Genomic DNA, 22,730 nt, shown 5'->3' on the forward strand with positions numbered 1-22,730 from the left:
TCCGCCGCTGGAAAAGCTCCGCGCGTGCGCATCAGGTGCCGCGCGGCTTGGCACGCAGTGTCGGGTCCGCCTTGGTCGGGTCTTCTGGCCAGGGGTGTTTCGGGTACTGCCCGCGCATGTCCTTGCGCACGTCGGCGTAGGAGGTCGCCCAGAATCCCGGCAGGTCGGTCGTCACCTGTACCGGCCGGCGCGCCGGGGACAGAAGCGTGATCCGCAGCGCCCGCCCGGCGACGACAGGGTGTGAGGTCTGGCCGAACAGTTCCTGAAGCCGGACTTCGATCGAGGGGTGGTCACCGGCGTAGTCGATCGGGATCTCCCGGCCGAGCGGGGTCCGGAACTTGCCGGGGGCGAGGCGGTCGAGACGCTGGACCTGGTCCCAGTCCAGCATGGCGCGGAGCACGGGCAGCGCGTCGAACCCCTTCCATTGGTCGACGGTCACCACGCCGGCGAGGTATGGCGCCAGCCACGTCTCGAGGCTGCCGTAGAGGACCTCGTCCGTCATTTCAGGCATGTCTTCCCCTGCGCTGCGGAGAAGTTCGACACGTGTCCGGAACCGGTCAGCCGCAGCGCCGAAGCCGAGGCCCAGATCGCGGATACCGTCGCACATCGCGCGCGACAGCTGTTCGGGATCGGCATCGCGCCAGGGCCGGTCGTCGAGCACCAGCGCGCCGAGCCGCTCCTGCTGGCGGGCCAGAACGCGGCGGTCGCGGCGCGACCATGTGCAAAGGGTCTCAAGCGTGATGCGCTCCGCCGCGATCTCGCGGAGCTCGTCCTCGCTCAGAGGCAGGGCCAGCCGAATCTTCGCCTCCCGCGTGTCGCCGTCGAGGTCGAGCGCGACGAGGAACCGCTGCCCGGCAAGGGGGTCCACGTCGCCCATCACGGCGCCCTTCCCGCCCGAGAGCACGTAGCGCGGGGCCTCACCGGGCCGGCGCATGGCGATCCGGTCGGGATAGGCCAGCGCGGCCATCTGGCCGTCGCTCAGGTCACCGGCGGGCGGCGCGAGCTTCGCCAGCCGCTTCGACTCGCGTCTGATCCGGTCGAGCACCGCCTTGTTCGCCCGACTGTCGCGATCCCCGCCGCGCAGTGCGGCAAGACGGATCGTGGCATCGGATGAGGTGCCACGCATCGGGTCGCGCTCCGACAGCAGCGCGGCCAGCGGCGCGGCGCTTCGCCCGGCCTTCAGCAGCATGTGCGCGATCCTCGGGTGCGCGGGGAGCGCGGTCATCTCTCGGCCATGCGGCGTGATCCGCCCTTCGGCGTCGAGCGCGCCGAGATCGGTCAGCAACGCGCGGGCCTCGGCCAGCGGGCCGGGCGGTGGCAGCGTCAGGAACGACAGGTCGTCCGAGCCCCACGCCGCGAGCTCCAGCGCCAGACCGGCGAGATCGGCGGCCTCGATCTCTGCCGGGGCGTGGGCCCGCATCGCCCCCTCCGCCGCCTTCGGCCAGAGCCGGTAGCAGACGCCCGGCGCCACGCGACCGGCGCGGCCAGCGCGCTGCGTCGCCTCCGCGCGGGTTGCGCGTTCAGTGACAAGGCGGGACATCCCCGAGTTCGGATCGAAGCGGGACCGGCGCGCGCGACCGGAATCGACCACGACGCGGATGTCCTCGATGGTGAGCGACGTCTCGGCGATCGACGTGGCGAGCACGATCTTGCGGCCAGACGGCTCCGGCCGGATCGCCGCGCGCTGCTCGGCGAAGGGCATCGCTCCGAAGAGCGGACGGAGATGGCAGCTCTTCGGGAGGCGCCCCTCCAGACGCGCGGCAACGCGGCGGATCTCACCCTCGCCGGGCAGAAAGACGAGCACGCCGCCCTCCGTCTCGGCGACCGCCTCCTCGACCAGCGCCGCGACCGAAGCCTCGAGGCGCAGCGACGGGTCGGGGCCCCGCGCGAGCCAGCGCAGATCGACCGGAAAGCTCCGCCCGTCGGATGTGATGACCGGCGCGTCGTCGAGCATCTCGGACACTGGGCCAGCGTCGAGCGTGGCGGACATGACAAGCAGCCAGAGGTCGTCGCGCAGCGCACCGCGCACCTCCCACGTGAGGGCAAGGCCGAGGTCCGCGTCGAGCGAGCGCTCGTGAAATTCGTCGAAGATGATCGCCGAGATGCCGGGCAGGCTCGGGTCGGATTGCAGCATTCGGGTCAGGATGCCTTCGGTAACGACTTCGATCCGGCGGCCCGGCACCGACTCTCCGCGCATTCGGTAGCCCACGCGCTGGCCCGTCGTCTCGCCGAGCCCTTCGGCCAGCCGCTCGGCCGCGGCGCGGACAGCGAGGCGGCGCGGCTCCAGCATCAGGATCAGGCCGGGCACCTCGTCGAGCAGCGCCAGCGGCACGCGCGTCGTCTTGCCCGCGCCCGGCGGCGCCTGCAGCACAGCCCGGCCCTTCTCGCGCAGCGCGGCGACAAGCGAGGGCAGCACCTCGTCGATGGGCAGGGACCGGTCCATCCCGTCTGGTCTCCCGACACCGCCGTGCCGTCAAGGGCTCTGGACAGGAGCGGCGAACCCGGCGATCCCTCGGACATGACCGGGACCGACCTCCTCCAGCGCCTTGCCTCGGGCGACCGCCGTGCGCTTGCCCGCGCGATCACGCTGGTCGAGAGCGGCCGCGCCGACCACCGGGCGGAGGCGGAAGCACTGCTCGATGCGCTGCCGCCGAAGCCGGATACGCTGCGGATCGGGCTGTCCGGCACGCCCGGCGTCGGCAAGTCGACCTTCATCGAGACATTCGGGCTGATGCTCACCGGCCTTGGCCACAAGGTCGCGGTGCTGGCGGTGGATCCGTCGTCGTCCCGGTCCGGCGGTTCGATCCTTGGCGACAAGACCCGGATGGAGCGGCTGGCCCGCGATCCGAACGCTTACATCCGACCCTCACCCGCGCAGACGCAGCTCGGCGGGGTGGCCCGGCGCACGCGCGAGGCGATGGTGCTGTGCGAGGCGGCGGGCTTCGACATCGTGCTGGTGGAGACGGTCGGCGTCGGCCAGTCGGAGACCGAAGTCGCGTGGATGACCGACCTCTTCCTGTTGCTGCTCGCGCCCGCCGGCGGGGATGAGCTTCAGGGAGTGAAGCGCGGCATCATGGAGATCGCTGACCTCGTGCTTGTGAACAAGGCGGACGGGGATCTGGCGGCGCAGGCTACCCGGACATGCGCGGACTACGCAGGGGCGCTGCGCCTGCTGCGACGGCGCCCGCAGGATCCGGACGGCTTTCCCAAGGCGATGACCGTTTCGGCGCTCGAATCGACGGGTGTCGCCGAGGCTTGGGAGCAGATTCGCACGCTGTCCGGCTGGCGGCGGGAGGCCGGCATCCTCGAAGGGCGCCGCGCCGAGCAGGCCCGCCACTGGTTCGAGGAGGAAGTGCGGCGTGCGCTGCTGTCCCGGCTCGACCGGGAACCGGCCAAGGGGTTGATGCGTCAGCTTGCTGAGCGGGTCGGGGCGGGCGATCTGTCCCCCGCCGGCGCCGCGTCGGACCTTCTCGACGCGCTGCTCGGCAATCGGCCGGGTTGAGCCGCCGGGGCCCTTGACGCAACAGGGCGATCCGCCTATGGACAGCCGACCAGATTTCGGGCGCCGCAGCCGCGGTGCCTTTCTACATTGGCGAAACCGTCATTTCGCCCGAATCGAATGAGGATGAACCATGTCGCGTAAATGCGAACTGACCGGAAAAGGGCCGATGACGGGCAATAACGTCAGCCACGCCCACAACAAGACCCGCCGCCGCTTCCTGCCGAACCTGCAGGACGTGACGCTCCAGTCCGAGACTCTCGGCCGTTCCTTCAAATTCCGCGTATCCAGTGCTGCCCTGCGTACTGTCGACCACCGCGGTGGCCTCGACGCCTTCATGGCGCGCGCCAAGGAAGCGGACCTTTCGGCCGACGCGCTGAAAGTGAAGAAAGAGATCGCGAAGGCCGCCGCCTCCGCCTGATCCGTCTTCACGGACAAATTTCGAAAAGCCCGGCCCCTGTGGCCGGGCTTTTTCGTTGCGGCGTCCCCTCCACTTGCAATCGTCGCAATGGGCGGTATTGGTCAAAGAGCTTTACCAATATCGACCCGGAGGACCGCTCATGCCTGTCATCACCTCGATCGCGGACCTCAAGCGACTTCACCGCCGCCGCACGCCGAAGATGTTCTACGACTACGCCGAGTCGGGCAGTTGGACGGAGCAGACCTTTCGCGAGAACACGACCGACTTCGAACAGATCCGGCTGCGCCAGCGCGTGGCGGTCGACATGACCAACCGCACCCTGCGCACGCAGATGGTGGGAGAGGACGTGGCGATGCCGGTGGCGCTCGCGCCCGTGGGTATGACGGGGATGCAGGCCGCCGACGGCGAGATCAAGGCAGCCAAGGCGGCCGAGGCTTTCGGTGTGCCCTTCACGCTGTCGACGATGTCGATCTGCTCGATCGAGGACGTGGCCGAGAACACGACGAAACCGTTCTGGTTCCAGCTCTACGTGATGAAGGACGAGGAGTTCGTCGACAACCTGATCGAGCGTGCCCGCGCCGCCGGCTGTTCGGCACTGGTGCTGACGCTGGACCTGCAGATTCTCGGGCAGCGGCACAAGGATCTGAAGAACGGCCTGTCCGCGCCGCCCAAGCCGACGCCGCGCACGGTGGCCGACCTCGCCTTCCGCTGGCGCTGGGGGCTCGAGATGCTTCAGACGCAGCGGCGCACGTTCCGCAATATCGTCGGTCACGCCAAGAACGTCGGCGACGTGCGCTCGCTCATGTCGTGGACGGCGGAACAGTTCGATCCGAAGCTCGACTGGGAGAAGGTCCGACGCATCAAGGACAAGTGGGGCGGGAAATTGATCCTGAAGGGCATTCTCGACGCGGAAGACGCGAAGAAAGCCGTCGAAGTCGGCGCCGACGCGATCATCGTGTCCAACCACGGCGGGCGCCAGCTCGACGGGGCGCTGTCCTCCATCCGTGTGCTGCCGTCGGTAGTGCGTGCGGTCGGCGATCAGATCGAGGTTTGGGTCGACGGTGGCATCCGCTCCGGTCAGGACGTGCTGAAGGCCGTCGCGATGGGTGCGAAGGGGACCATGATCGGCAGGTCCTACATCTATGGCCTCGGCGCGATGGGACAGGCTGGCGTCACCAAGTCGCTCGAGATCATCCACAAGGAGATGGACATCTCGATGGCTTTCTGCGGCAAGCGGGACATCAAGGATGTCGACCGGAACATCCTGCTGATCCCCGAGGATTTCGAAGGACGTTGGCAGGCCTGATTTCCAGGCCATTTCCCCTTCCCAAACACGTAGAATCCCGCTAAGGGCACGGCTTCTGAACCGGGCGCACCTGTCGGCTGCGTCCATGTCGAAAAGTAGGCCCCGAACAGAACACGGGGTGTGCGAACTAGAAGGACTACCGAAATGGCTGGAGAGATCCCCGATCTCGTCGCTGAAGCGCGTGAGCGCACCGGCAAGGGCGGCGCCCGCGAAGCTCGTCGCAACGGCATGGTGCCGGGCATCGTCTACGGTGGCGGCGTCGATCCGCTTCCGATCAACCTCGAGTTCAACGCGCTGCTGACCCGCCTGCGCAAGGGCCGGTTCCTGTCGACGCTCTTCAACCTGAAGGTCGAAGGCCAGGAAGACGTCCGCATCATCTGCCGTAACGTGCAGCGTGACGTGGTGAAGGACCTGCCGACGCACGTCGACTTCATGCGCCTGCGCCGGACCTCGAAGATCAACCTCTTCATCCCGGTCGAGTTCGTGAACCACGAAGCCGCTCCGGGCATCAAGCGCGGCGGCGTGCTGACCGTCATCCGGAACGAAGTTGAACTCATCGTCACCGCCGGCGACATCCCCGAGAAGATCGTCGTCGACCTGACCGGGCTCGAGATCAACGACACCGTCACGATCTCGTCCGTCACGCTGCCGGAAGGCGCGAAGCCGACGATCGACCGCGACTTCGTCATCGCCAACATCTCCGCTCCGTCCGGGCTGCGCGCCTCCGACGACGAGGATGAAGGCGGCGAAGGTGAAGACGGCGAAACGACCGAAGAGACCACCGAAGAGTGATCTCCTTCGCGATCTGACGGATCAGGGGCCCCTCGCGGGTCCCTTTTCATTTGGCGTGCCGCCCCTTCCCCCGGCTCGCATCCCGCGCTAACTGACGGGCATGCAGCTTTTTGTCGGCCTCGGAAATCCCGGCGCGAAATACGCGCACAACCGCCACAACATCGGCTTCATGGCGCTCGACCGGATTGCCGCCGATCATGGCTTCCCACCGTTTCGCGCCAAGTTTCAGGGCGAGGTGAGCGAGGGGCGGCTTGGCTCGGAACGGGTCGTGCTGTTGAAGCCGACGACGTTCATGAACCTCTCCGGCCAGTCGGTGGGCGAGGCGATGCGCTTCTACAAGCTCGAGTCGACCGATGTCACCGTCTTCCACGACGAGATCGACCTCGCGCCAGGCAAGTTGCGGCTGAAGGCCGGCGGCGGGCATGCCGGTCACAATGGCCTGCGCTCCATCCATCAGCACATCGGGCCGCATTACGACCGTGTTCGCCTCGGCGTCGGTCATCCGGGCCGCAAGGAAGCAGTGCCCGGCTACGTGCTGCACGACTTCCCGAAAGCGGATGAGGCGTGGCTCGACGACATGATGCGGGGCATCTCCGACGGTGCCGCCGATCTCGCCGCCGGGGACGGAGGCCGGTTCCAGAATGCCGTCGCACTTCGGCTGAACCCGCCCCGACCGTCGACGGGCAAGCAGCCCCGACCGGCCGCTGACCCTGCGCCGCAGGAGAAGCCTGAAGCCGGGACCTCAGAGCCGGACAAGCCCGCCGAAGTAGAGGACACCCGCAGCCCACTCCAGAAGCTGAAGGACCGGTTCAGTTGATCGAGGACGACGGGCGGCTGCGCACCGCGTTCGAGATGCAGTCGAAGGCTTGTCACGCGCTTGGCTCGCCCTTCATGGGCCGGCTGATGTCCCTCTTCGCGGAACGCTACCAGCCGGGCACACCGATCGCTGACCGGCTTTTCGCATGGCCCGGCGTTGTGCACTACGGCGCGGCGTCCCTGCCTTTGCGACTGGCCGGGGCTCTGCACACGCTGAAACGACGGGGCAATCCGACACTCGAAGCAGTCTATCCGCCGCACGAGGTGGACGACGACACGCTTTGGACCGCCGTGACCTCCGTCCTCGTCGACCATGCGGGTGAGATAGACCCGATCCTCGACAGTTCGCCCCAGACCAACGAAGTGCGCCGCTCGACCGCGCTGCTGGCCGCGGCGCACTGGCTCACCGGGCGCTACGACATGCCGTTCACGCTCAGCGAGCTTGGCGCGAGCGCTGGCCTGAACCTGATGTTCGACCGGTTCGCGATGGAGACGCCTGCCCGGCAACTCGGGGCGTCGGACCCTGCCCTCGTGCTGACCCCCGAGTGGACCGGCGATGTGCCGGACGGCCCTGCCCCGAGAGTTGTGGAGCGACGTGGTGTTGATCTGCGCCCCGTCGATCTGGAGACGGAGACGTGGCGGCTGCTCGCGTATCTGTGGCCCGACCAACACGACCGGCTGGCGCGGACCGAAGCCGCGATCGCGATCGCCGAAGGGATCGTCGACCAGGGTGACGCTGCCGACTGGATCGAGGACCGGCTGTCGCGCCCGTGGCGCGGCATCCATATGATCTACCACACGATCGCCTGGCAATATTTCCCGGACGAGACGCAGGCGCGGGCTACCGCCGCGATCGAAGCCGCCGGAGCGCGGGCGACGGACGAGGCGCCGCTGTTCTGGCTTTCGGTCGAAAATGACGGCGACGGCGGTGCGCCCATCGTGGCGCGGCTCTGGCCCGGTGACAGTCATTACATGCTCGGGCGCATGGATGCGCATGGTCGCAAGATCACATGGACCGGCAGCCCGCTTTGATCCCCGGACGCCCCGCGTTAGGTTCGGGGAAGGAGGACAGCGACATGACACCCGATCCGTCCCTGAACGTTCACGGCGATGCGCTCGCCCCCTGCTCTACTGATCCGCTGACCGGCTTTTTCCGCAACGGGTCCTGCGATACCTGCCGCGAAGATCGAGGCAGCCACACGGTCTGTGCCGAGATGACCGCCGAATTCCTCGCCTTCTCGAAGTACGTCGGGAATGACCTGTCGACCCCGCGCCCGGAGTTCGGGTTCGCCGGTCTGAAGCCCGGCGATCAATGGTGCCTCTGCGCCGCGAGGTTTCTACAGGCCCATGAAGAGGGCTGTGCGCCCAAGGTGAACCTGTCGGCGACCCACATGGCCGCGCTCGAGATCGTGGCACTGGACATCCTCGAGGAGAACGCCGCCACCGGCGCGGGATGACGACGTGAAAAGGGGACCGACATTTCTGTCGATCCCCTGAAGACTGCGCGTGATGCGCAATCACATGTCGTCGGAGCTTTCCATCATGGAATCGCCTTCCATCATGGAGTCGTCCTCCATCATCGTGCCGCTTTCCATGCCGTCCATCGTGTCCATCTCGCTCATGCCGTCCATGGTGTCGGCGTTCTGAGCGGGCTCGGCCATACCGGGCGCGGGAGCGGCGGTGACCTGCGCCTCGGCGAGCGTGATGGTGCCGTCGTCGTCACCATCCAGCTGATCGATCACGCTGGCGGCGCCCTCGGGGCCGACAACCGCTGCCAGCTCCTCTTGGGTGAGGATGTCGTCACCGTTGGAGTCGACGTCGGCAAACTGCACGGTCTGGGCGATTGCGCCAGCGGCAGCGAAGGACAGGGCGGTGGTCAGTACGAGAGTGCGTTTCATGAGAAACCTCCGTTTTGGTTTTGGCGGCGGCCGATCTCGCGGCGCGCCATCCAAGTGCACAATGACCGCTGTGCCCCGATGTTCCATACGGCGCCACGCGCAGCCCTTAAGTGCTCATGTTCCTGCTCAGACGGCCGATTGTCTGATCTGATTTTCGCCTAGTATCGGGGGCTTGTCGGTTTGTCGCCGACGCTGTGCACGGCTTTTGCAGGGATGCGCCTGCCGGATGCGACAAGACCCCGCGTTCCTCACGCGGGGTCTTGAACAAAGTTCGATCCGACCGTCTGGCGGGGCGGTCGACGAGTCGCGTTACTCGATGTCCCAGCCAAGGGCACGGGCGACCGTGAAGATGTCCTTATCGCCCCGGCCGCACATGTTCATGATGATGATGTGGTCCGAGGGCAGTTCCGGCGCGATCTTCATCACGTGGGCCAGTGCGTGCGACGGTTCGAGTGCGGGGATGATCCCCTCGCATTCGCAGCAGAACTGGAACGCCTCGAGCGCCTCCTTGTCGGTGATGGAAACGTACTCGGCGCGTCCGATGTCGTGCAGCCAGGCGTGTTCCGGTCCGATCCCGGGGTAATCGAGGCCTGCGGAGATCGAGAACCCTTCAAGGATCTGACCCTCGTCGTCCTGAAGCAGGTAGGTGCGGTTGCCATGCAGCACACCCGGACGCCCGCCGGTGAGCGAGGCGCAGTGCTCCATCTTCTCATTCACGCCCTTGCCACCGGCCTCGACCCCGATGATGTTGACCGACTTGTCGTCGAGGAACGGGAAGAACAGGCCCATCGCGTTCGAGCCGCCGCCGATCGCAGCGATGATCGTATCGGGGAGACGACCTTCGGCCTCGTTCAGCTGCTCCTTCGCCTCCTTGCCGATGATCGACTGGAAGTCCCGGACCATAGCCGGATAGGGGTGCGGACCGGCCACGGTGCCGATGCAGTAGAAGGTATCGCGGACGTTGGTCACCCAGTCCCGCAGCGCGTCGTTCATCGCGTCCTTCAGCGTGCCACGACCGGAGGTGACCGGCACGACCTCGGCGCCAAGCAGCTTCATCCGGAAGACGTTGGGGGCCTGACGCTCGACGTCGTGTGCGCCCATGTAGACGACGCACTTGAGGCCGAACTTGGCGCAGACGGTCGCCGTCGCGACGCCGTGCTGACCGGCACCGGTTTCGGCGATGATGCGGGTCTTGCCCATGCGCCGGGCGAGAATGATCTGGCCGAGCACGTTGTTGATCTTGTGCGCGCCGGTGTGGTTCAGCTCGTCCCGCTTCAGATAGATTTTCGCGCCACCGAGACGTTCGGTCATGCGCTCGGCGAGGTAAAGCGGCGAAGGCCGGCCGACGTAATGCGTCCAGAGATCATTCATCTCGTCCCAGAAGCTCTGGTCCGTCTTGGCGCGCTCGTATTCCGCCTCGAGTTCGAGGATCAGGGGCATCAGCGTTTCGGACACGAAACGTCCGCCGAAGTCGCCGAAGCGGCCCTTCTCGTCGGGGCCGGTCATGAAGCTGTTGAGCAGATCGTCTGGCATGGCATCCTCCCCGGATGAAGATCAGTCTCAGGCCGTATAGCACGGCTTGCGCGTGGTAAAGTGGGTGGGATGACCCCGCGCCGCGAAGCGGTCTCTAAAGCCCTCAGCGCACCCTTCGCATCGGTCGGTAATGTCCGTTGGAGCGCGCGCGGGCATGGACGATCCTGCCGCTCTCGCAGAGGATGGGCTAGGCCTCCACCGCTGCGAGGAAGTCCCGGATCAGACCGATATCCTTCTCGCCCCGCGACCGCTCCACCGCCGAGGATACATCGACCTGGCGTGCTCCGGTCAGTCGGATGGCCTCACCGACGTTCTCTGCGGTCAGCCCACCGGCGAGCATCCAGGGCACGGACCAGCGACGACCCGACAAAAGGCTCCAATCGAAGGACGTGCCGTTGCCGCCGGGCAAGGCGCCCTTGGGGGCCTTGGCCTCGACCAGCAACTGGTCGGCGACCTGGCTGTACGCGTCGAGACTGGCGAGGTCGCCTTCGGACTCGATCCCCACCGACTTCATCACGGGCAACCCGGTCCGGCTGCGGACCTCCGCGATCCGCTCGGCCGTCTCCTTGCCGTGCAGCTGGATCATGTCGAGCGGTACGCCCTCCACGATCTCGTCAAGCAGCGCGTCGTCGGGGTCCACGACAAGCGCGACCTTCGCCACGCCGGGCGGTGCGGCCAGCGCGGCCTTCTGCGCTTCGGCGATCGACACGGCACGCGGGGACTTCGGAAAGAACACGAAGCCGACATAGCGCGCGCCGGCCTCTGCGGCCGCCTCGACCATCTCCGGCGTCTTCAGACCGCAGATCTTGGTTCTGATGCCCGAGGGCATGCCGCTACTCAAGGAGCGCGAGGACCTCGTCCTTGCCCTCGTGCTTTTCGGCTTTCAGGCGGTCGACCTCGCGCTGAAGCGCCTTGGCCTCGCGGTCCTTGCGGCTGACGGCGGCGCGGTGCTTGTACTCGCGGATCCACTCCCAGATCAGGCCGATCACGAGGCCAAGCGCGACACCCAGCAGGATCGCGACGAAGAGCGGGATTTGAACCGTCGGCGAAACGCCGGCCAGATCGGCGAGAGCGGACGGCAGAGCCTGCAGTTCCACCAGCTCGCGGTTGGCGAGGCTGAGGACGATGAGGCAGAGACCGACGATGGCCCAGAAGGCGTAACGGATATAGCGCATGTGGAAGTTCTACTTCCCGTTCAGCCGGTCCCGCAAGAGCTTGCCGGTCTTGAAAAATGGAACGTGCTTCTCTTCCACCTCAACGCTTTCGCCAGTGCGTGGATTTCGACCGACGCGCGCATCGCGTTTCTTGACGGAAAAGGCACCAAATCCGCGCAATTCGACACGATCGCCGCGGGACATGGCTGCGGTGATCTCTTCAAAGACCGTATTCACGATTTTTTCGACGTCGCGCTGGTACAGGTGCGGGTTCTCATCGGCGATCTTCTGGATGAGTTCAGACCGGATCATTCATATTCCTCCCCAGGGTCACGACGCTGTTATCTCTGACGAAGTCACCCTGAAGACTATAGGCGAAGTTCGCCAGAACTGGATAGCAACTTTCCCAAAATTACGGGGAATTTCGGGGCTTTGCAGGTGCAGAACCGGCTGGAAGCTGCCCGATCCGGGGCTCTCGCGGGGTCAAGGCAGTCGGCAAGTGCATCGAATTGTCAACGCAACCCGTCACTGTTTCGACGCGGCGCCGGTGCGATTCGCAGCCGCTTAAGCGCTGCCTGCCCGGTCTTGCCCGCCTCCATCCCGACGACTGACGACAGCAAACAGGCAAAGAAAAAGCGCCCCCGCCGTGAGGCGGGAGCGCTGTCATTCCGTCCGAAGACAGAAGTCTTTATTCGTCGTCGCCGCCCTTCAGGGCTGCGCCGAGAATGTCGCCGAGCGACGCACCGGAGTCGGACGACCCGTACTGCTGCACGGCTTCCTTCTCTTCGGCGATCTCGCGGGCCTTGATCGACAGGCCGAGGCGACGGGTCTTCTGGTCCACGTTGGTGACGCGAACATCGACGTGGTCGCCCGGCTGGAAGCGCTCGGGGCGCTGCTCGGAGCGGTCACGCGACAGGTCGGAGCGACGGATGAAGGACTTCATGCCCTCATACTCGACCTCGATGCCGCCGTCCTCGATCTTGGTGACCGTGACGGTGATGATCGAGCCGCGCTTCACGCCGCCGACGGCTTCCGCGAACGGATCGCTGTCGAGCGCCTTGATGGAGAGCGAGATGCGCTCCTTCTCGGTGTCGACCTCGAGGACCTTGGCCTTGACCATGTCACCCTTGCGATAGTCGCCGATCACGTCCTCGCCACGACCTTCCCAGGTCAGGTCGGAGAGGTGAACCATGCCGTCGATGTCGCCGTCGAGACCAACGAACAGACCGAACTCGGTGATGTTCTTGACCTCGCCCTCGACCTCGGTGCCTTCCGGATGGGTCTCGGCGAAGACTTCCCACGGGTTGCGCATGGTCTGCTTGAGACCCAGCGAAACGCGTCGCTTGGCTTCGTCGATCTCCAGCACCATGACGTCGACCTCTTGCGAGGTGGAGACGATCTTGCCGGGGTGAACGTTCTTCTTGGTCCAGGACATCTCGGACACGTGGACGAGACCTTCGACACCCGGCTCCAGTTCGACGAACGCACCGTAGTCGGTGATGTTGGTCACGCGGCCCTGATGCACGGAGCCCAGCGGGAACTTCGCGGTCACCGTATCCCACGGATCGTCCTGCAGCTGCTTCATGCCGAGGGAGATACGATGGGTCTCCTTGTTGATCTTGATGACCTGGACCTTCACGGTCTCGCCGATCGACAGGATCTCGGAGGGGTGGTTCACGCGACGCCATGCCATGTCGGTGACGTGCAGCAGACCGTCCACACCGCCGAGGTCGACGAACGCGCCGTACTCGGTGATGTTCTTGACCACGCCGTCGACCGCCTGGCCTTCGGTGAGGTTGCCGATGACTTCGGCACGCTGTTCGGCACGGCTCTCTTCAAGGATGGCACGGCGGGAGACGACGATGTTGCCCCGGCGGCGGTCCATCTTGAGGATCTGGAACGGCTGCTTGAGACCCATGAGCGGGCCCGCATCCCGGACGGGACGCACATCGACCTGCGAGCCGGGCAGGAACGCCACGGCGCCGCCGAGGTCGACGGTGAAGCCGCCCTTGACGCGGCCGAAGATGGCACCTTCGACGCGCTCTTCGTCGGCATAGGCCTTCTCCAGGCGGTCCCACGCCTCTTCACGGCGGGCCATCTCGCGGGAGATGACGGCTTCGCCACGGGCGTTCTCGACGTTGCGGAGATAGACTTCGACCTCGTCGCCAACGCCGATTTCGGGCGCTTCGCCGGGGTTCGCGAATTCTTTCAGATCAACGCGGCCTTCCATCTTGTAGCCGACGTCGATGATGGCTTGTCCCGCCTCGACGGCGATGACACGGCCTTTGACAACCGAACCTTCGTTCGGCGTGTCCATTTCGAGGCTTTCATTAAGGAGGGCCTCGAATTCCTCCATGGATGCGTTTTGCGCCATGTGGCTATGGGTGTCCTTTATTGGTCGCTATTCTGGCCGGGCGGTTGTCTCCGCCGGTCTTGAACGGAAAATTGGTCACGGTGTCCGAACAGCAGTTCCGGGAAAACAAAGAGGGCCGGTTGACCGGCCCTGCTCAATGATCTCGGTCGTGGCTGTTCCGCCACTTCGACGCGCGCGATATACGAAACGACAGGCCGGCAATCAAGGTGTTTCCTCAGGCGTGCCGGGCCTCCACTGCCCGGACGGCCTGTGCGATCGCCTCTTCGATGGACATCTCGGTCGTGTCGATCACGACCGCATCCTCCGCCGGACGCAGTGGCGCGACCGCCCGTTCGCTGTCGCGCGCATCCCGCGCCCGCACGTCGGCGAGGACCGATCCGCGATCGACGTCGAAGCCCCGCTCCGCCAGTTCGAGATAGCGCCGCTCGGCCCGGCATTCGGCACTCGCGGTAACGAACAGCTTGGCCTCGGCATCCGGGCAGATCACCGTTCCGATGTCGCGCCCGTCGAGAACGGCGCCGCCGGCACGTCGCGCGAAGGCGCGCTGGAAATCGACCAGTGCGGCACGAACCTCTTTGATAACAGCGACTTTGCTGGCGGCCTCGGCGACCTCCGCGGTGCGCAGGCGGTTCTCGTCGATCTCCTCGGCACGCAAGGCCAGCGCGGCTTCCACAGCGTCCTCACCGGACAGCAGCCGGGCGCCGACCGCGCGGTAGAGCAGGCCTGTGTCGAGATGCGCGAATCCGAAATGACGTGCGACGGCCTTGCTGATCGTGCCCTTGCCCGCGGCGGCGGGTCCGTCGATCGCGATCGTGAACGATTGCGCCATCGTCCCCTCCTCAGAACCGGGGGCCGGTGCCGACCCACATTTCAAACAGCCGGATCGCCGCGAGAAGCGCGAAGACCGCGATGACGATCCTCGCGCGCCAGGGCGATTTCGGCTGATCCGCCATCACACGCGCTCCAGCTTGGCGCCGAGCGTTGCCATCAGCGATTCGAAAATCGGGAAGGACGTCGCGATCGGCGAGGCATCGTCGATCCGCACCGGCTGTTCCGTGGCGAAACCCAGCACCGCGAAGGACATGGCGATCCGGTGGTCGAGCCGGCTTTCCACCGTCACGCCGCCCGGCACGTCACCGAAACCGCGACCTTCGACGATCCACCAGTCCTCGCCTTCCTCGACCGTGACGCCGGCGGCGCGAAGCCCCTGCGCCATCGCGTCGATCCGGTCGCTTTCCTTCACGCGGAGCTCCTTCACGCCGCGCATGATCGTGCGACCCCGCGCGAAGGCGGCCACGACGGACAGAACCGGGTATTCGTCGATCATCGAGGCTGCACGCTCCGGCGGGACCTCGATCCCCTCGAGATCGGGAGAGAACTTTGCCCGAAGGTCCGCGACAGGTTCACCGCCTTCGTCGCGCGGGTTCTCATAAGACAGGTCCGCCCCCATGTCGCGCAGCGTCTCGAAGAGCCCGGCACGAGTGGGGTTGAGGCCGATGTTCGGTACGAGAACGTCCGAGCCTTCGGTGATCAGCGCAGCGCAAACCGGGAAGGCGGCACTGGACGGATCGCGCGGCACGACAATGGTCTGCGGCTTCAGCTCCGGCCGGCCTTTCAGGGTGATGACGCGCCCCTCGTTGGTCTGCTCGGCCGAGACCTCGGCGCCGAAACCGGTCAGCATGCGCTCGGTATGATCGCGCGTGGGCTCGGGCTCGATCACGACGGTTTCGCCCGGCGCGTTCAGTCCGGCGAGCAGAACGGCGGATTTCACCTGGGCGGAGGGCATCGGCAGAAGATACCTAACCGGTACCGGATCGGCGGCACCGACCAGCGTGAGCGGCAACCGCCCGCCCGTCCGGCCATAGGCGCGTGCCCCGAATTCGGCCAGCGGATCGGTGATCCGTCCCATGGGGCGCGAGCGCAGCGAGGCATCCCCGGTAAAGGTTGCCGTCACGGGCGACGTCCCCATCGCACCCATGATCAGCCGGACGCCCGTGCCGGAGTTGCCGCAGTCGATGACATTGTCCGGCTCGGCGAACCCGCCCACGCCAACACCGTGGACGGACCAGGTGCCGTCGACTTCGGTCACTTCCGCGCCGAAAGCACGCATCGCCTTCGCGGTGTCCAGAACGTCTTCGCCGGCGAGCAGACCGGTGATCTTCGTCTCGCCGATCGCCAATGCGCCGAGGATCAGCGACCGGTGCGAGATCGACTTGTCCCCGGGCACGTTCGCCTCGCCGGTCAGCGGGCCGCTCTTGCTGGAGACCATGGGAACTGGTGTGCCGTGTCCGGACATGCGCGGCCTTTCTGCGAAACGTCGGGGCCTGATAGCGCGACTTCGGAGGACAATCCAGAAGGCCGGAGCAGCAACCGCTTCGGCGTCATCTGGCCGGAAATACCTCTCGGGGGTGAACGGGCCGCAGGCCTGGAGGGGGCAGACAGCCCCCTGACCCGTCCGCCCGTAGGGCGGGCAGGACCTGCGCGTGCGTCAGCACGCCCCGCGAGGTCAGGCCCGGATCAGCCGGGGCGACGCCGCTCGATCGCGTCCCATATCAGGCCCGCGCCGTTGGTGCCGTCAAACCTTTCGAGCTCCTGCAGACCGGTCGGCGAGGTCACGTTGATCTCGGTCAGCCATTCACCGATCACGTCGATGCCGACGAAGATCTGTCCCTTCTCCCGCAGGAGTGGGCCGATCGCGGCGCAAATCTCGCGGTCGCGGTCGGTCAGTTCGACCTTCTCGGCGCGCCCGCCGACATGCATGTTCGACCGGGTCTCGCCCTTCTGGGGGACGCGGTTGATGGCGCCGATCGGCTCGCCATCGACGAGGATCACGCGCTTGTCGCCCTTGCTCACCGCGGGCAGGAATTTCTGGGCGATCAGCGGCTCGCGGCTGAAGGTCGAGAAGAGCTCGTGCAGCGAGGCGAGGTTGCCGTCGTCCTTGTTCAGCTTGAATACCCCGGCGCCGCCGTTGCCGTAGAGCGGCTTGAGGATGATGTCGCCGTGCCGCTCGCGGAAGCGCCGAAGTTCGGCGAGGTCGCGGGCGATCATCGTCGGCGGCGTGAGGTCCGGGAAGTTCAGCACCAGCAGCTTCTCGGGGTAGTTGCGCACCCAGAAAGGGTCGTTGACGACCAATGTCGTCTCCGCCAGTCGATCGAGCAGGTGCGTCGTCGTGATATAGCTCATGTCGAACGGCGGATCCTGCCGTAGCCAGACCACATCGAAGTCGGAGAGATCGACGAGCTGTTCTTCGCCGGCCGTGAAGTGGTTGCCCACTTCGCGCCGAAGCACGAGCGGCCAGCCCCGCGCGACAATCCGGCCCTCATCGAAGGTGAGCCGGCCGGGGGTGTAGTAGAACAGTTCATGCCCGCGATCCTGCGCCTCGATCGCGATGCGGAACGTGCTGTCGGCTTTGATGTCGATGGGTCCGAGCGGATCCATCTGGATGGCTACTTTGAGCGGCATGTTCCGTCCCTGTGTCTGCTTGCGACCCTAGATGGCGCAGCAAGTGGGCCGAGACAATGGGGCGTCCGGTGCATCAGGGCGAACGACACCCGCCTCTGACGCGCAGGACCTTAGCGGACGATAGGCCGATCAGTACCCGGCAAACGCGTTTTCGACGATCCGGACTTCACCGTGCGCATCGACCGTCGCGATGTCGAACCGCATCGCGGTGAGCAGGCCCTTCGGCATGGCACCGACGAACTCCGTCGCGGCATCCATGATACGTTGCGCCTGTCGCCGGGTGACCCGCCAGAGCGCGGCATCGTGGGTTTGCGCCTTCTTCACCTCGACGAAGACCAGCCCGTCGCCATCCGCGGCAATCAGGTCGATTTCACCGCCCCGGCCGCGCCAGCGACGTCCGACCACCGGGAGTCCGTTTCGACCGTAGTGACGTTCGACGGCCGTTTCGGCGGACAGGCCCGCCATGTAGTTTGTTCGTCCACGCTCGCGTCGCTGGTCTGTCGGCATTGGCATCCCTCGGCATCATCACCTCGTTCTGCCACCGAACTACCAACACTTTCCTAATCCCGCTTCATCTCCAGCGCCTTTTGGTAAACGTCGCGTCTGGGCAGACCCAGCGCTCCGGCGACGGCCGTCGCGGCATCCTTGATCCGCATCGTCTCCATCGCTTTCCTGAGCGCCCCCTCGACATCCACCTCGTCCGCCTCGCCCGCGACGGGCGGACCGACCAGCATCACGATCTCGCCCTTCAGGACGGCGCTTTCCAGCCGCACGGACATCTCCCCCAAGGGTGCCTCGATGACTTCCTCGAACTTCTTCGTCAGCTCACGGCAGACGGCGGCAGGGCGTGCGGGGCCGAGGACTTCGGCAAGGTCGGCGACCAGCGCTTCGATCCGCTTCGGGCTTTCGTAGAAGACGAGGGTCGCAGGGACGGAGCCGAGCTCGGCGATGGCAGTCCGGCGCGCACTCTGCGCCGGCGGCAGGAAACCGGCGAACAGGAAACGGTCGGTCGGCATACCGCCGACGGCGAGCGCGGAGAGCAGCGCGGAGGCCCCCGGAACGGCCGTCACCACGCCCCCTTCCGCACGGACGTCGCGGGCGAGCCGGAAGCCCGGATCGGCAAGCAGCGGCGTCCCGGCCTCGGAGACGTAGGCGACCGAGCCGGCAAGCGCCGCATCAACGAGCCGGGACCGGTCCGCGGGGCCGCTGTGATCGTGGTAGGCCACCACGTGCCGGCCGTTGAGCGGGACGCCGTGGATCTCGAGCAGGCGGCGCGCCGTCCGCGTGTCCTCGGCAGCAATCGTCGTGGCCGCGGCCAGCACGTCGAGCGCCCGCAGCGTGATGTCGCGCGCGTTCCCGATCGGCGTGGAGACAAGGTACAGGCCGGGGTCGAGGGGACGTGCTTCGAAATTCATCCCTAGATCCTCCGGCTTCGGCCACTATGATGCCGGCGTTTACGAGGGTTCGTTTGAACAGCCTCACACCGACATATCAAGAGGGGGTCCCCAGTCCCATGTCCAGCCCGGTCCGCTTCGCGGCGCGCCTGTTCGCGCTTCTGTCGCTCGTCGTCCTGTCCGCCTGCGGGAACCTCCCCGTGCCGGGCGGCGCGTCCGGCGGTCCCCGAATCGATCCGTCGCAACCGGTTCAGGTGGCGCTGCTCGTTCCCGGCGGCTCGCAGATCGGCGGCGACGACCTGATCGCCCGCGATCTCGAGAACGCCGCGCGCATGGCGGTCTCCGACCTGCAGGGCGCCCAGATCGACCTCCGCGTCTATAACACCGGTGCGTCGCCGCAACAGGCGTCGACCGTGACCAGCCAGGCCGTGGCGGACGGTGCGAAGATCATCCTCGGGCCGCTCCGGGCCGATGCCGCCGTCGCCGCAAGCGCCGCCGCGGCAGCCCAGAACGTGAACGTGCTGGCCTTCACCAACACGACCTCCGTCGCGGGCGGTAACCTCTTCATCCTCGGGCCGACCTTCGAGAACACGGCGCGCCGTCTTGTCGGGTTCGGCCGGAACCAGGGCCTCGACCGCTATCTCGTCGTCTATGGCGACGATGCGCAGGGCACTGCCGGGCGCGATGCGATTTCCCGCGCCGTGCAGACCTTCGGCGGCACGCTGCTGGGCATGGAATCCTACCCGATGACGTCGCAGCAGTCGGTGATGGAAGCCGCGCCGCGCATCGCGTCGGCCGCACAGGCCAACGGCGCGCAGGCGATCTTCCTGACGGGCGGCGTGAATGCCGACCTTCCGATCATCGCCACCGCCCTGCCCGAGGCCGGCCTCTCCAACTCCGACGCGACCTTCATGGGGCTGACCCGCTGGGATGCCGTCCCCGAGGCGCTCAGCCTCGGTGGGCTTCAGGGTGGCTACTTCGCCCGCCCCGACACTGACGCCCTCGCCGCCTTCGAAGCCCGTTACAGCGCGACCTACGGGTCCGATCCGCACCCGCTTGCCGGGCTCGCCTATGACGGTGTCGCGGCGGTCGGCGCCCTCGTCGCCGCCGGCAATGCCAACGCCCTCACCGGCGGTGCCCTGACGCAGCGCTCCGGCTTCCAGGGCACGTCGGGTATCTTCCGTTTCCGGTCCGACGGCACGAACGAACGTGCCCTCTCGGTCGCCCAGATCCGCAACAATCAGGTGGTCATCGTTGACCCAGCCCCATCCAGCTTCGCCGCTGCAGGCCTCTGAGGCCGGCTCTCCCGGCGAAGACGTCAAGACCCCGCTTCCTGAAGCGCTGATCTGCCCGGCCGGGGATATCCTCGACCGGGCAGAGCTCGAATCCCGGATCTCCGCGCTGCTCGACGCGGCGGAGGACGTCCGTGCCGCGCGGCCCGAAATCGTCGCCGCGCTGAACGCCGCACGCACGCACGGGATGGAAGTGATCGCCGCCGCGTTCACCGAGAAACCCTTCGAGTCGCGCAAGGCGAAGCACTCCTACACCTGGCTGGTCGATCAGCTGGTCACGATCATCTTCGACATCGCCTCGCGCCGGATGCATCCGCTCGCCAACCCGACCGGGGCCGAGCGGCTCTCCCTGATCGCCGTCGGCGGTTACGGTCGGGGCGAGATGGCTGCGTTCTCGGACGTCGACCTTCTGTTCCTGACTCCATGGAAGATCACGCCGTGGGCGGAGAGCGTCATCGAATCGATGCTCTACATGATGTGGGACCTGAAGCTGAAAGTCGGCCATTCCAGCCGGACGGTGAAGGACTGCATCCGGCTGTCGAAGCAGGATTTCACGATCCGCACCTCGCTGGTGGAGTTCCGGCATCTCGACGGAGACCGCAAGCTAGCGGAAGAGCTCGGCACGCGGCTCTGGAAGGAGCTGTTCCAGAACTCGGCCTCGGAATTCATTGAAGCCAAGCTGAACGAGCGCGCCGACCGGCACCAGAAGCAGGGCGGGCAGCGCTACGTCGTCGAACCCAACGTCAAGGAGGGCAAGGGAGGTCTGCGGGACCTCCAGTCTCTCTTCTGGATCGGCAAGTACATCTATGGCGTTCGCGACGCGGCCGAACTGGTCGATTTGGGTCTCTTCACCGCCGAGGAGTACGCGACCTTCCTGAAGGCCGAGGATTTCCTCTGGGCGGTGCGCATACACCTCCACCTGATCGCCAACCGCGCCGCCGACCTCCTGACCTTCGACGTGCAGATCGAGGTGGCAGAGCGGATGGGCTACAAGGACCGCGCCGGCCGGCGCGGGGTCGAGTGGTTCATGCAGCGCTACTTCCGCGAGGCGACCCGTGTGGGTGAGCTGACGCGCATCTTCCTGACCGCGCTCGAGGCCAGTCACACCAAGGCGGAGCCGATGCTGACGCGCATCCTGTCGCGCCGTCGGACAGCGCGCCCGCCCTACGCGATCAAGCAGAACCGCCTGACGGTCGCCGACGAGGCAGCGTTCCTGTCGGACAAGCTGAACATGCTGCGGATATTCGAGGAATCGATCCGGACCGGCAACCTGCTGCACCCCGATGCGATGCGCCTGCTGTCGAGCAACCTGAAACTGATCGACGACGAGGTCCGCAAGAGCCCGGTCGCCGCGAAGGTCTTCTTCGACACGCTGCTGAAGCATGCCAACCCCGAGCGCGCGTTGCGCCGGATGAACGAACTTGGCGTGCTGGCCGCCTACATCCCCGAGTTCGAGCCGATCGTCGCGATGATGCAGTTCAACATGTATCACAGCTACACGGTGGACGAGCACACCATCCAGTGCATCTCGGCCCTCGCCCAGATCGAGCGGGGCGAGCTTCAGGAAGAGCTGCCGGTCGCGAGTTCGATCCTGAAGGACGGCGTGAACCGGAAGGTTCTCTATACCGCGATGCTGCTGCACGACATCGGCAAGGGCCGCGAAGAGGATCACGCCGTGCTCGGCGCGCGGATGGCGCGGACGATCTGCCCCCGCCTCGGTCTCAAGAAGAAGGAGACGGAGACGGTCGAGTGGCTGATCCGCTACCACCTCCTGATGTCGGACATGGCGCAGAAGCGCGACATCGCCGACCCGCAGACGGTCAACGATTTCGCCAAGGCGGTGAAGACCCGCGAACGGCTGGATCTGCTATGCGTCCTGACGGTCTGCGACATCCGCGGCGTCGGGCCGAACGTCTGGAACAACTGGAAAGCCGCGCTGCTGCGCGCGCTCTATCGCCAGACCCGGCGCGGGCTCGAGGACGGGCTGGAAGCGCTGAACCGCGAGGAGCGCGAAGTGCAGGCCCGCAAGAACCTGCGCGAGGCGCTGTCGGACTGGGACGAGCGCGCCCTCCGCGCGGAGACGGGCCGGCATTACGCGCCGTATTGGCAGGGTCTGCACGTCACTGCGCATGTCGATTTCGCCAACCTGCTGAAAGGCGGGATCGAGGCCGACGAGGTTCGGTTCGAGATCACTCCGGACCGGGAACGCGACGCGACGCGGATCTGCCTCGTCATGCAGGACCACCCCGGCGCGTTCAGCCGCATGTGCGGCGCGCTGTCGCTCGCGCAGGCCAACGTCAAGGATGGCCGGACCTTCATCACCAAGGACGGCTACGCCACCGCCGCCTTCTGGATTCAGGACAACGAAGGCCACCCCTACGATACTGATCGCCTGCCAAAGCTCAGGGCGATGATCGGCAAGACGCTTCGTGGTGAAGTCGTGGCGCGGGATGCCTTCAAGGACCGCGACCGGCTCAAGAAGCGGGAAGCCGCGTTCCGGGTGCCCACATCGATCACTTTCGACAACGATGGTTCGGAAATCTACACGATCATCGAAGTCGACACGCGCGACCGCCCCGGACTGCTCTACGACCTGACACGGACGCTGGCGGGCCTAAACGTCTACATCGCCTCCGCGGTGATCGCGACCTATGGCGAGCAGGTGGTGGACGCCTTCTATGTGAAGGACATGTTCGGGCTGAAGTTCTACTCCGAATCCAAGCGCAAGTCGCTGGAAGCGAAGCTGCGCGAGGCGATCGACCGGGGTGCGGAACGGGCGCGGCAGTAGG

21 protein-coding genes are annotated in these 22,730 nt (G+C 66.3%); 9 read left to right on the plus strand and 12 right to left on the minus strand.

The window, feature by feature from the left end; genetic code table 11:
- Window positions 1-31 precede the first annotated feature (31 nt).
- Window positions 32-2,443: an ATP-dependent helicase HrpB gene (gene hrpB / locus I8N54_RS16210; RefSeq protein WP_140196340.1), complete on the minus strand. Its 2,412-nt coding sequence runs from the start codon at window positions 2,441-2,443 to the stop codon at window positions 32-34.
- Window positions 2,444-2,518: 75 nt separating this feature from the next.
- Between hrpB and meaB the strand changes: the two genes are divergently transcribed.
- From meaB to I8N54_RS16245, 7 genes are all read left to right on the plus strand, one after another.
- Window positions 2,519-3,502 carry a methylmalonyl Co-A mutase-associated GTPase MeaB gene (meaB, locus tag I8N54_RS16215; protein ID WP_140196342.1) on the plus strand — a complete coding sequence of 328 codons (984 nt, stop codon included), beginning with the start codon at window positions 2,519-2,521 and terminating at the stop codon, window positions 3,500-3,502.
- A gap of 130 nt (window positions 3,503-3,632) precedes the next feature.
- Window positions 3,633-3,920, plus strand: a complete 288-nt coding sequence (gene rpmB / locus I8N54_RS16220; RefSeq protein ID WP_140196346.1) for a 50S ribosomal protein L28 — start codon at window positions 3,633-3,635, stop codon at window positions 3,918-3,920.
- A 139-nt stretch (window positions 3,921-4,059) separates the two neighbouring features.
- Window positions 4,060-5,226, plus strand: a complete 1,167-nt coding sequence (locus I8N54_RS16225; protein ID WP_140196349.1) for an alpha-hydroxy acid oxidase — start codon at window positions 4,060-4,062, stop codon at window positions 5,224-5,226.
- A 144-nt stretch (window positions 5,227-5,370) separates the two neighbouring features.
- A complete protein-coding gene (locus I8N54_RS16230; RefSeq protein ID WP_140196358.1) occupies window positions 5,371-6,018 on the plus strand; it encodes a 50S ribosomal protein L25/general stress protein Ctc in 648 nt (215 codons plus the stop codon).
- Between the two features lie 100 nt (window positions 6,019-6,118).
- Window positions 6,119-6,835, plus strand: coding sequence for an aminoacyl-tRNA hydrolase (pth, locus tag I8N54_RS16235; RefSeq protein WP_140196359.1), 717 nt, complete (start codon window positions 6,119-6,121; stop codon window positions 6,833-6,835).
- On the plus strand, window positions 6,832-7,866 hold the full coding sequence (locus I8N54_RS16240) for a DUF2332 domain-containing protein (protein WP_231592701.1): 1,035 nt from the start codon (window positions 6,832-6,834) through the stop codon (window positions 7,864-7,866). Before pth ends, I8N54_RS16240 begins: the two co-directional genes overlap by 4 nt.
- 44 nt (window positions 7,867-7,910) lie before the next feature.
- Window positions 7,911-8,291, plus strand: a complete 381-nt coding sequence (locus I8N54_RS16245; RefSeq protein ID WP_140196361.1) for a DUF2237 family protein — start codon at window positions 7,911-7,913, stop codon at window positions 8,289-8,291.
- Window positions 8,292-8,351: 60 nt separating this feature from the next.
- Here the strand turns inward: I8N54_RS16245 and I8N54_RS16250 are convergent, their stop codons facing one another.
- From I8N54_RS16250 to rsmI, 11 genes are all read right to left on the minus strand, one after another.
- Window positions 8,352-8,732 carry a hypothetical protein gene (locus I8N54_RS16250; protein WP_140196363.1) on the minus strand — a complete coding sequence of 127 codons (381 nt, stop codon included), beginning with the start codon at window positions 8,730-8,732 and terminating at the stop codon, window positions 8,352-8,354.
- Between the two features lie 309 nt (window positions 8,733-9,041).
- Window positions 9,042-10,265: a tryptophan synthase subunit beta gene (gene trpB, locus I8N54_RS16255; protein ID WP_140196364.1), complete on the minus strand. Its 1,224-nt coding sequence runs from the start codon at window positions 10,263-10,265 to the stop codon at window positions 9,042-9,044.
- 187 nt (window positions 10,266-10,452) lie between these two features.
- Entirely contained in the window at window positions 10,453-11,094 is a 642-nt protein-coding gene (locus tag I8N54_RS16260; protein ID WP_140196365.1) for a phosphoribosylanthranilate isomerase, read from the minus strand.
- A gap of 4 nt (window positions 11,095-11,098) precedes the next feature.
- Window positions 11,099-11,440, minus strand: a complete 342-nt coding sequence (locus I8N54_RS16265) for a LapA family protein (protein WP_140196366.1) — start codon at window positions 11,438-11,440, stop codon at window positions 11,099-11,101.
- 9 nt (window positions 11,441-11,449) lie between these two features.
- Entirely contained in the window at window positions 11,450-11,731 is a 282-nt protein-coding gene (gene ihfB / locus I8N54_RS16270; protein ID WP_140196367.1) for an integration host factor subunit beta, read from the minus strand.
- Between the two features lie 376 nt (window positions 11,732-12,107).
- Window positions 12,108-13,793 (minus strand): 30S ribosomal protein S1, encoded by a 1,686-nt coding sequence (rpsA, locus tag I8N54_RS16275; RefSeq protein WP_140196369.1) that lies wholly within the window; start codon window positions 13,791-13,793, stop codon window positions 12,108-12,110.
- Between the two features lie 214 nt (window positions 13,794-14,007).
- Window positions 14,008-14,622, minus strand: coding sequence for a (d)CMP kinase (cmk, locus tag I8N54_RS16280; RefSeq protein ID WP_140196370.1), 615 nt, complete (start codon window positions 14,620-14,622; stop codon window positions 14,008-14,010).
- 123 nt (window positions 14,623-14,745) lie between these two features.
- Window positions 14,746-16,089 carry a 3-phosphoshikimate 1-carboxyvinyltransferase gene (gene aroA / locus I8N54_RS16285; protein ID WP_140196372.1) on the minus strand — a complete coding sequence of 448 codons (1,344 nt, stop codon included), beginning with the start codon at window positions 16,087-16,089 and terminating at the stop codon, window positions 14,746-14,748.
- Between the two features lie 221 nt (window positions 16,090-16,310).
- Window positions 16,311-17,255: a glutathione synthase gene (gene gshB / locus I8N54_RS16290; protein WP_140196374.1), complete on the minus strand. Its 945-nt coding sequence runs from the start codon at window positions 17,253-17,255 to the stop codon at window positions 16,311-16,313.
- A gap of 129 nt (window positions 17,256-17,384) precedes the next feature.
- Window positions 17,385-17,762, minus strand: a complete 378-nt coding sequence (locus I8N54_RS16295; protein ID WP_232790407.1) for a YraN family protein — start codon at window positions 17,760-17,762, stop codon at window positions 17,385-17,387.
- Between the two features lie 53 nt (window positions 17,763-17,815).
- Window positions 17,816-18,670 carry a 16S rRNA (cytidine(1402)-2'-O)-methyltransferase gene (gene rsmI / locus I8N54_RS16300; RefSeq protein ID WP_140196379.1) on the minus strand — a complete coding sequence of 285 codons (855 nt, stop codon included), beginning with the start codon at window positions 18,668-18,670 and terminating at the stop codon, window positions 17,816-17,818.
- Between the two features lie 98 nt (window positions 18,671-18,768).
- On the opposite strand from rsmI, the gene I8N54_RS16305 reads away from it, so the two are divergent.
- Together I8N54_RS16305 and I8N54_RS16310 are read left to right on the plus strand one after the other, a co-directional pair.
- A complete protein-coding gene (locus tag I8N54_RS16305) occupies window positions 18,769-19,944 on the plus strand; it encodes a penicillin-binding protein activator (RefSeq protein WP_140196381.1) in 1,176 nt (391 codons plus the stop codon).
- Window positions 19,904-22,729: a [protein-PII] uridylyltransferase gene (locus I8N54_RS16310; protein WP_140196383.1), complete on the plus strand. Its 2,826-nt coding sequence runs from the start codon at window positions 19,904-19,906 to the stop codon at window positions 22,727-22,729. Before I8N54_RS16305 ends, I8N54_RS16310 begins: the two co-directional genes overlap by 41 nt.
- Window position 22,730 lies beyond the last annotated feature (1 nt).

It is taken from the genome of Pelagovum pacificum (genome assembly GCF_016134045.1).
In the GTDB taxonomy this organism is placed as follows: Bacteria; Pseudomonadota; Alphaproteobacteria; order Rhodobacterales; family Rhodobacteraceae; genus Oceanicola; species Oceanicola pacificus_A.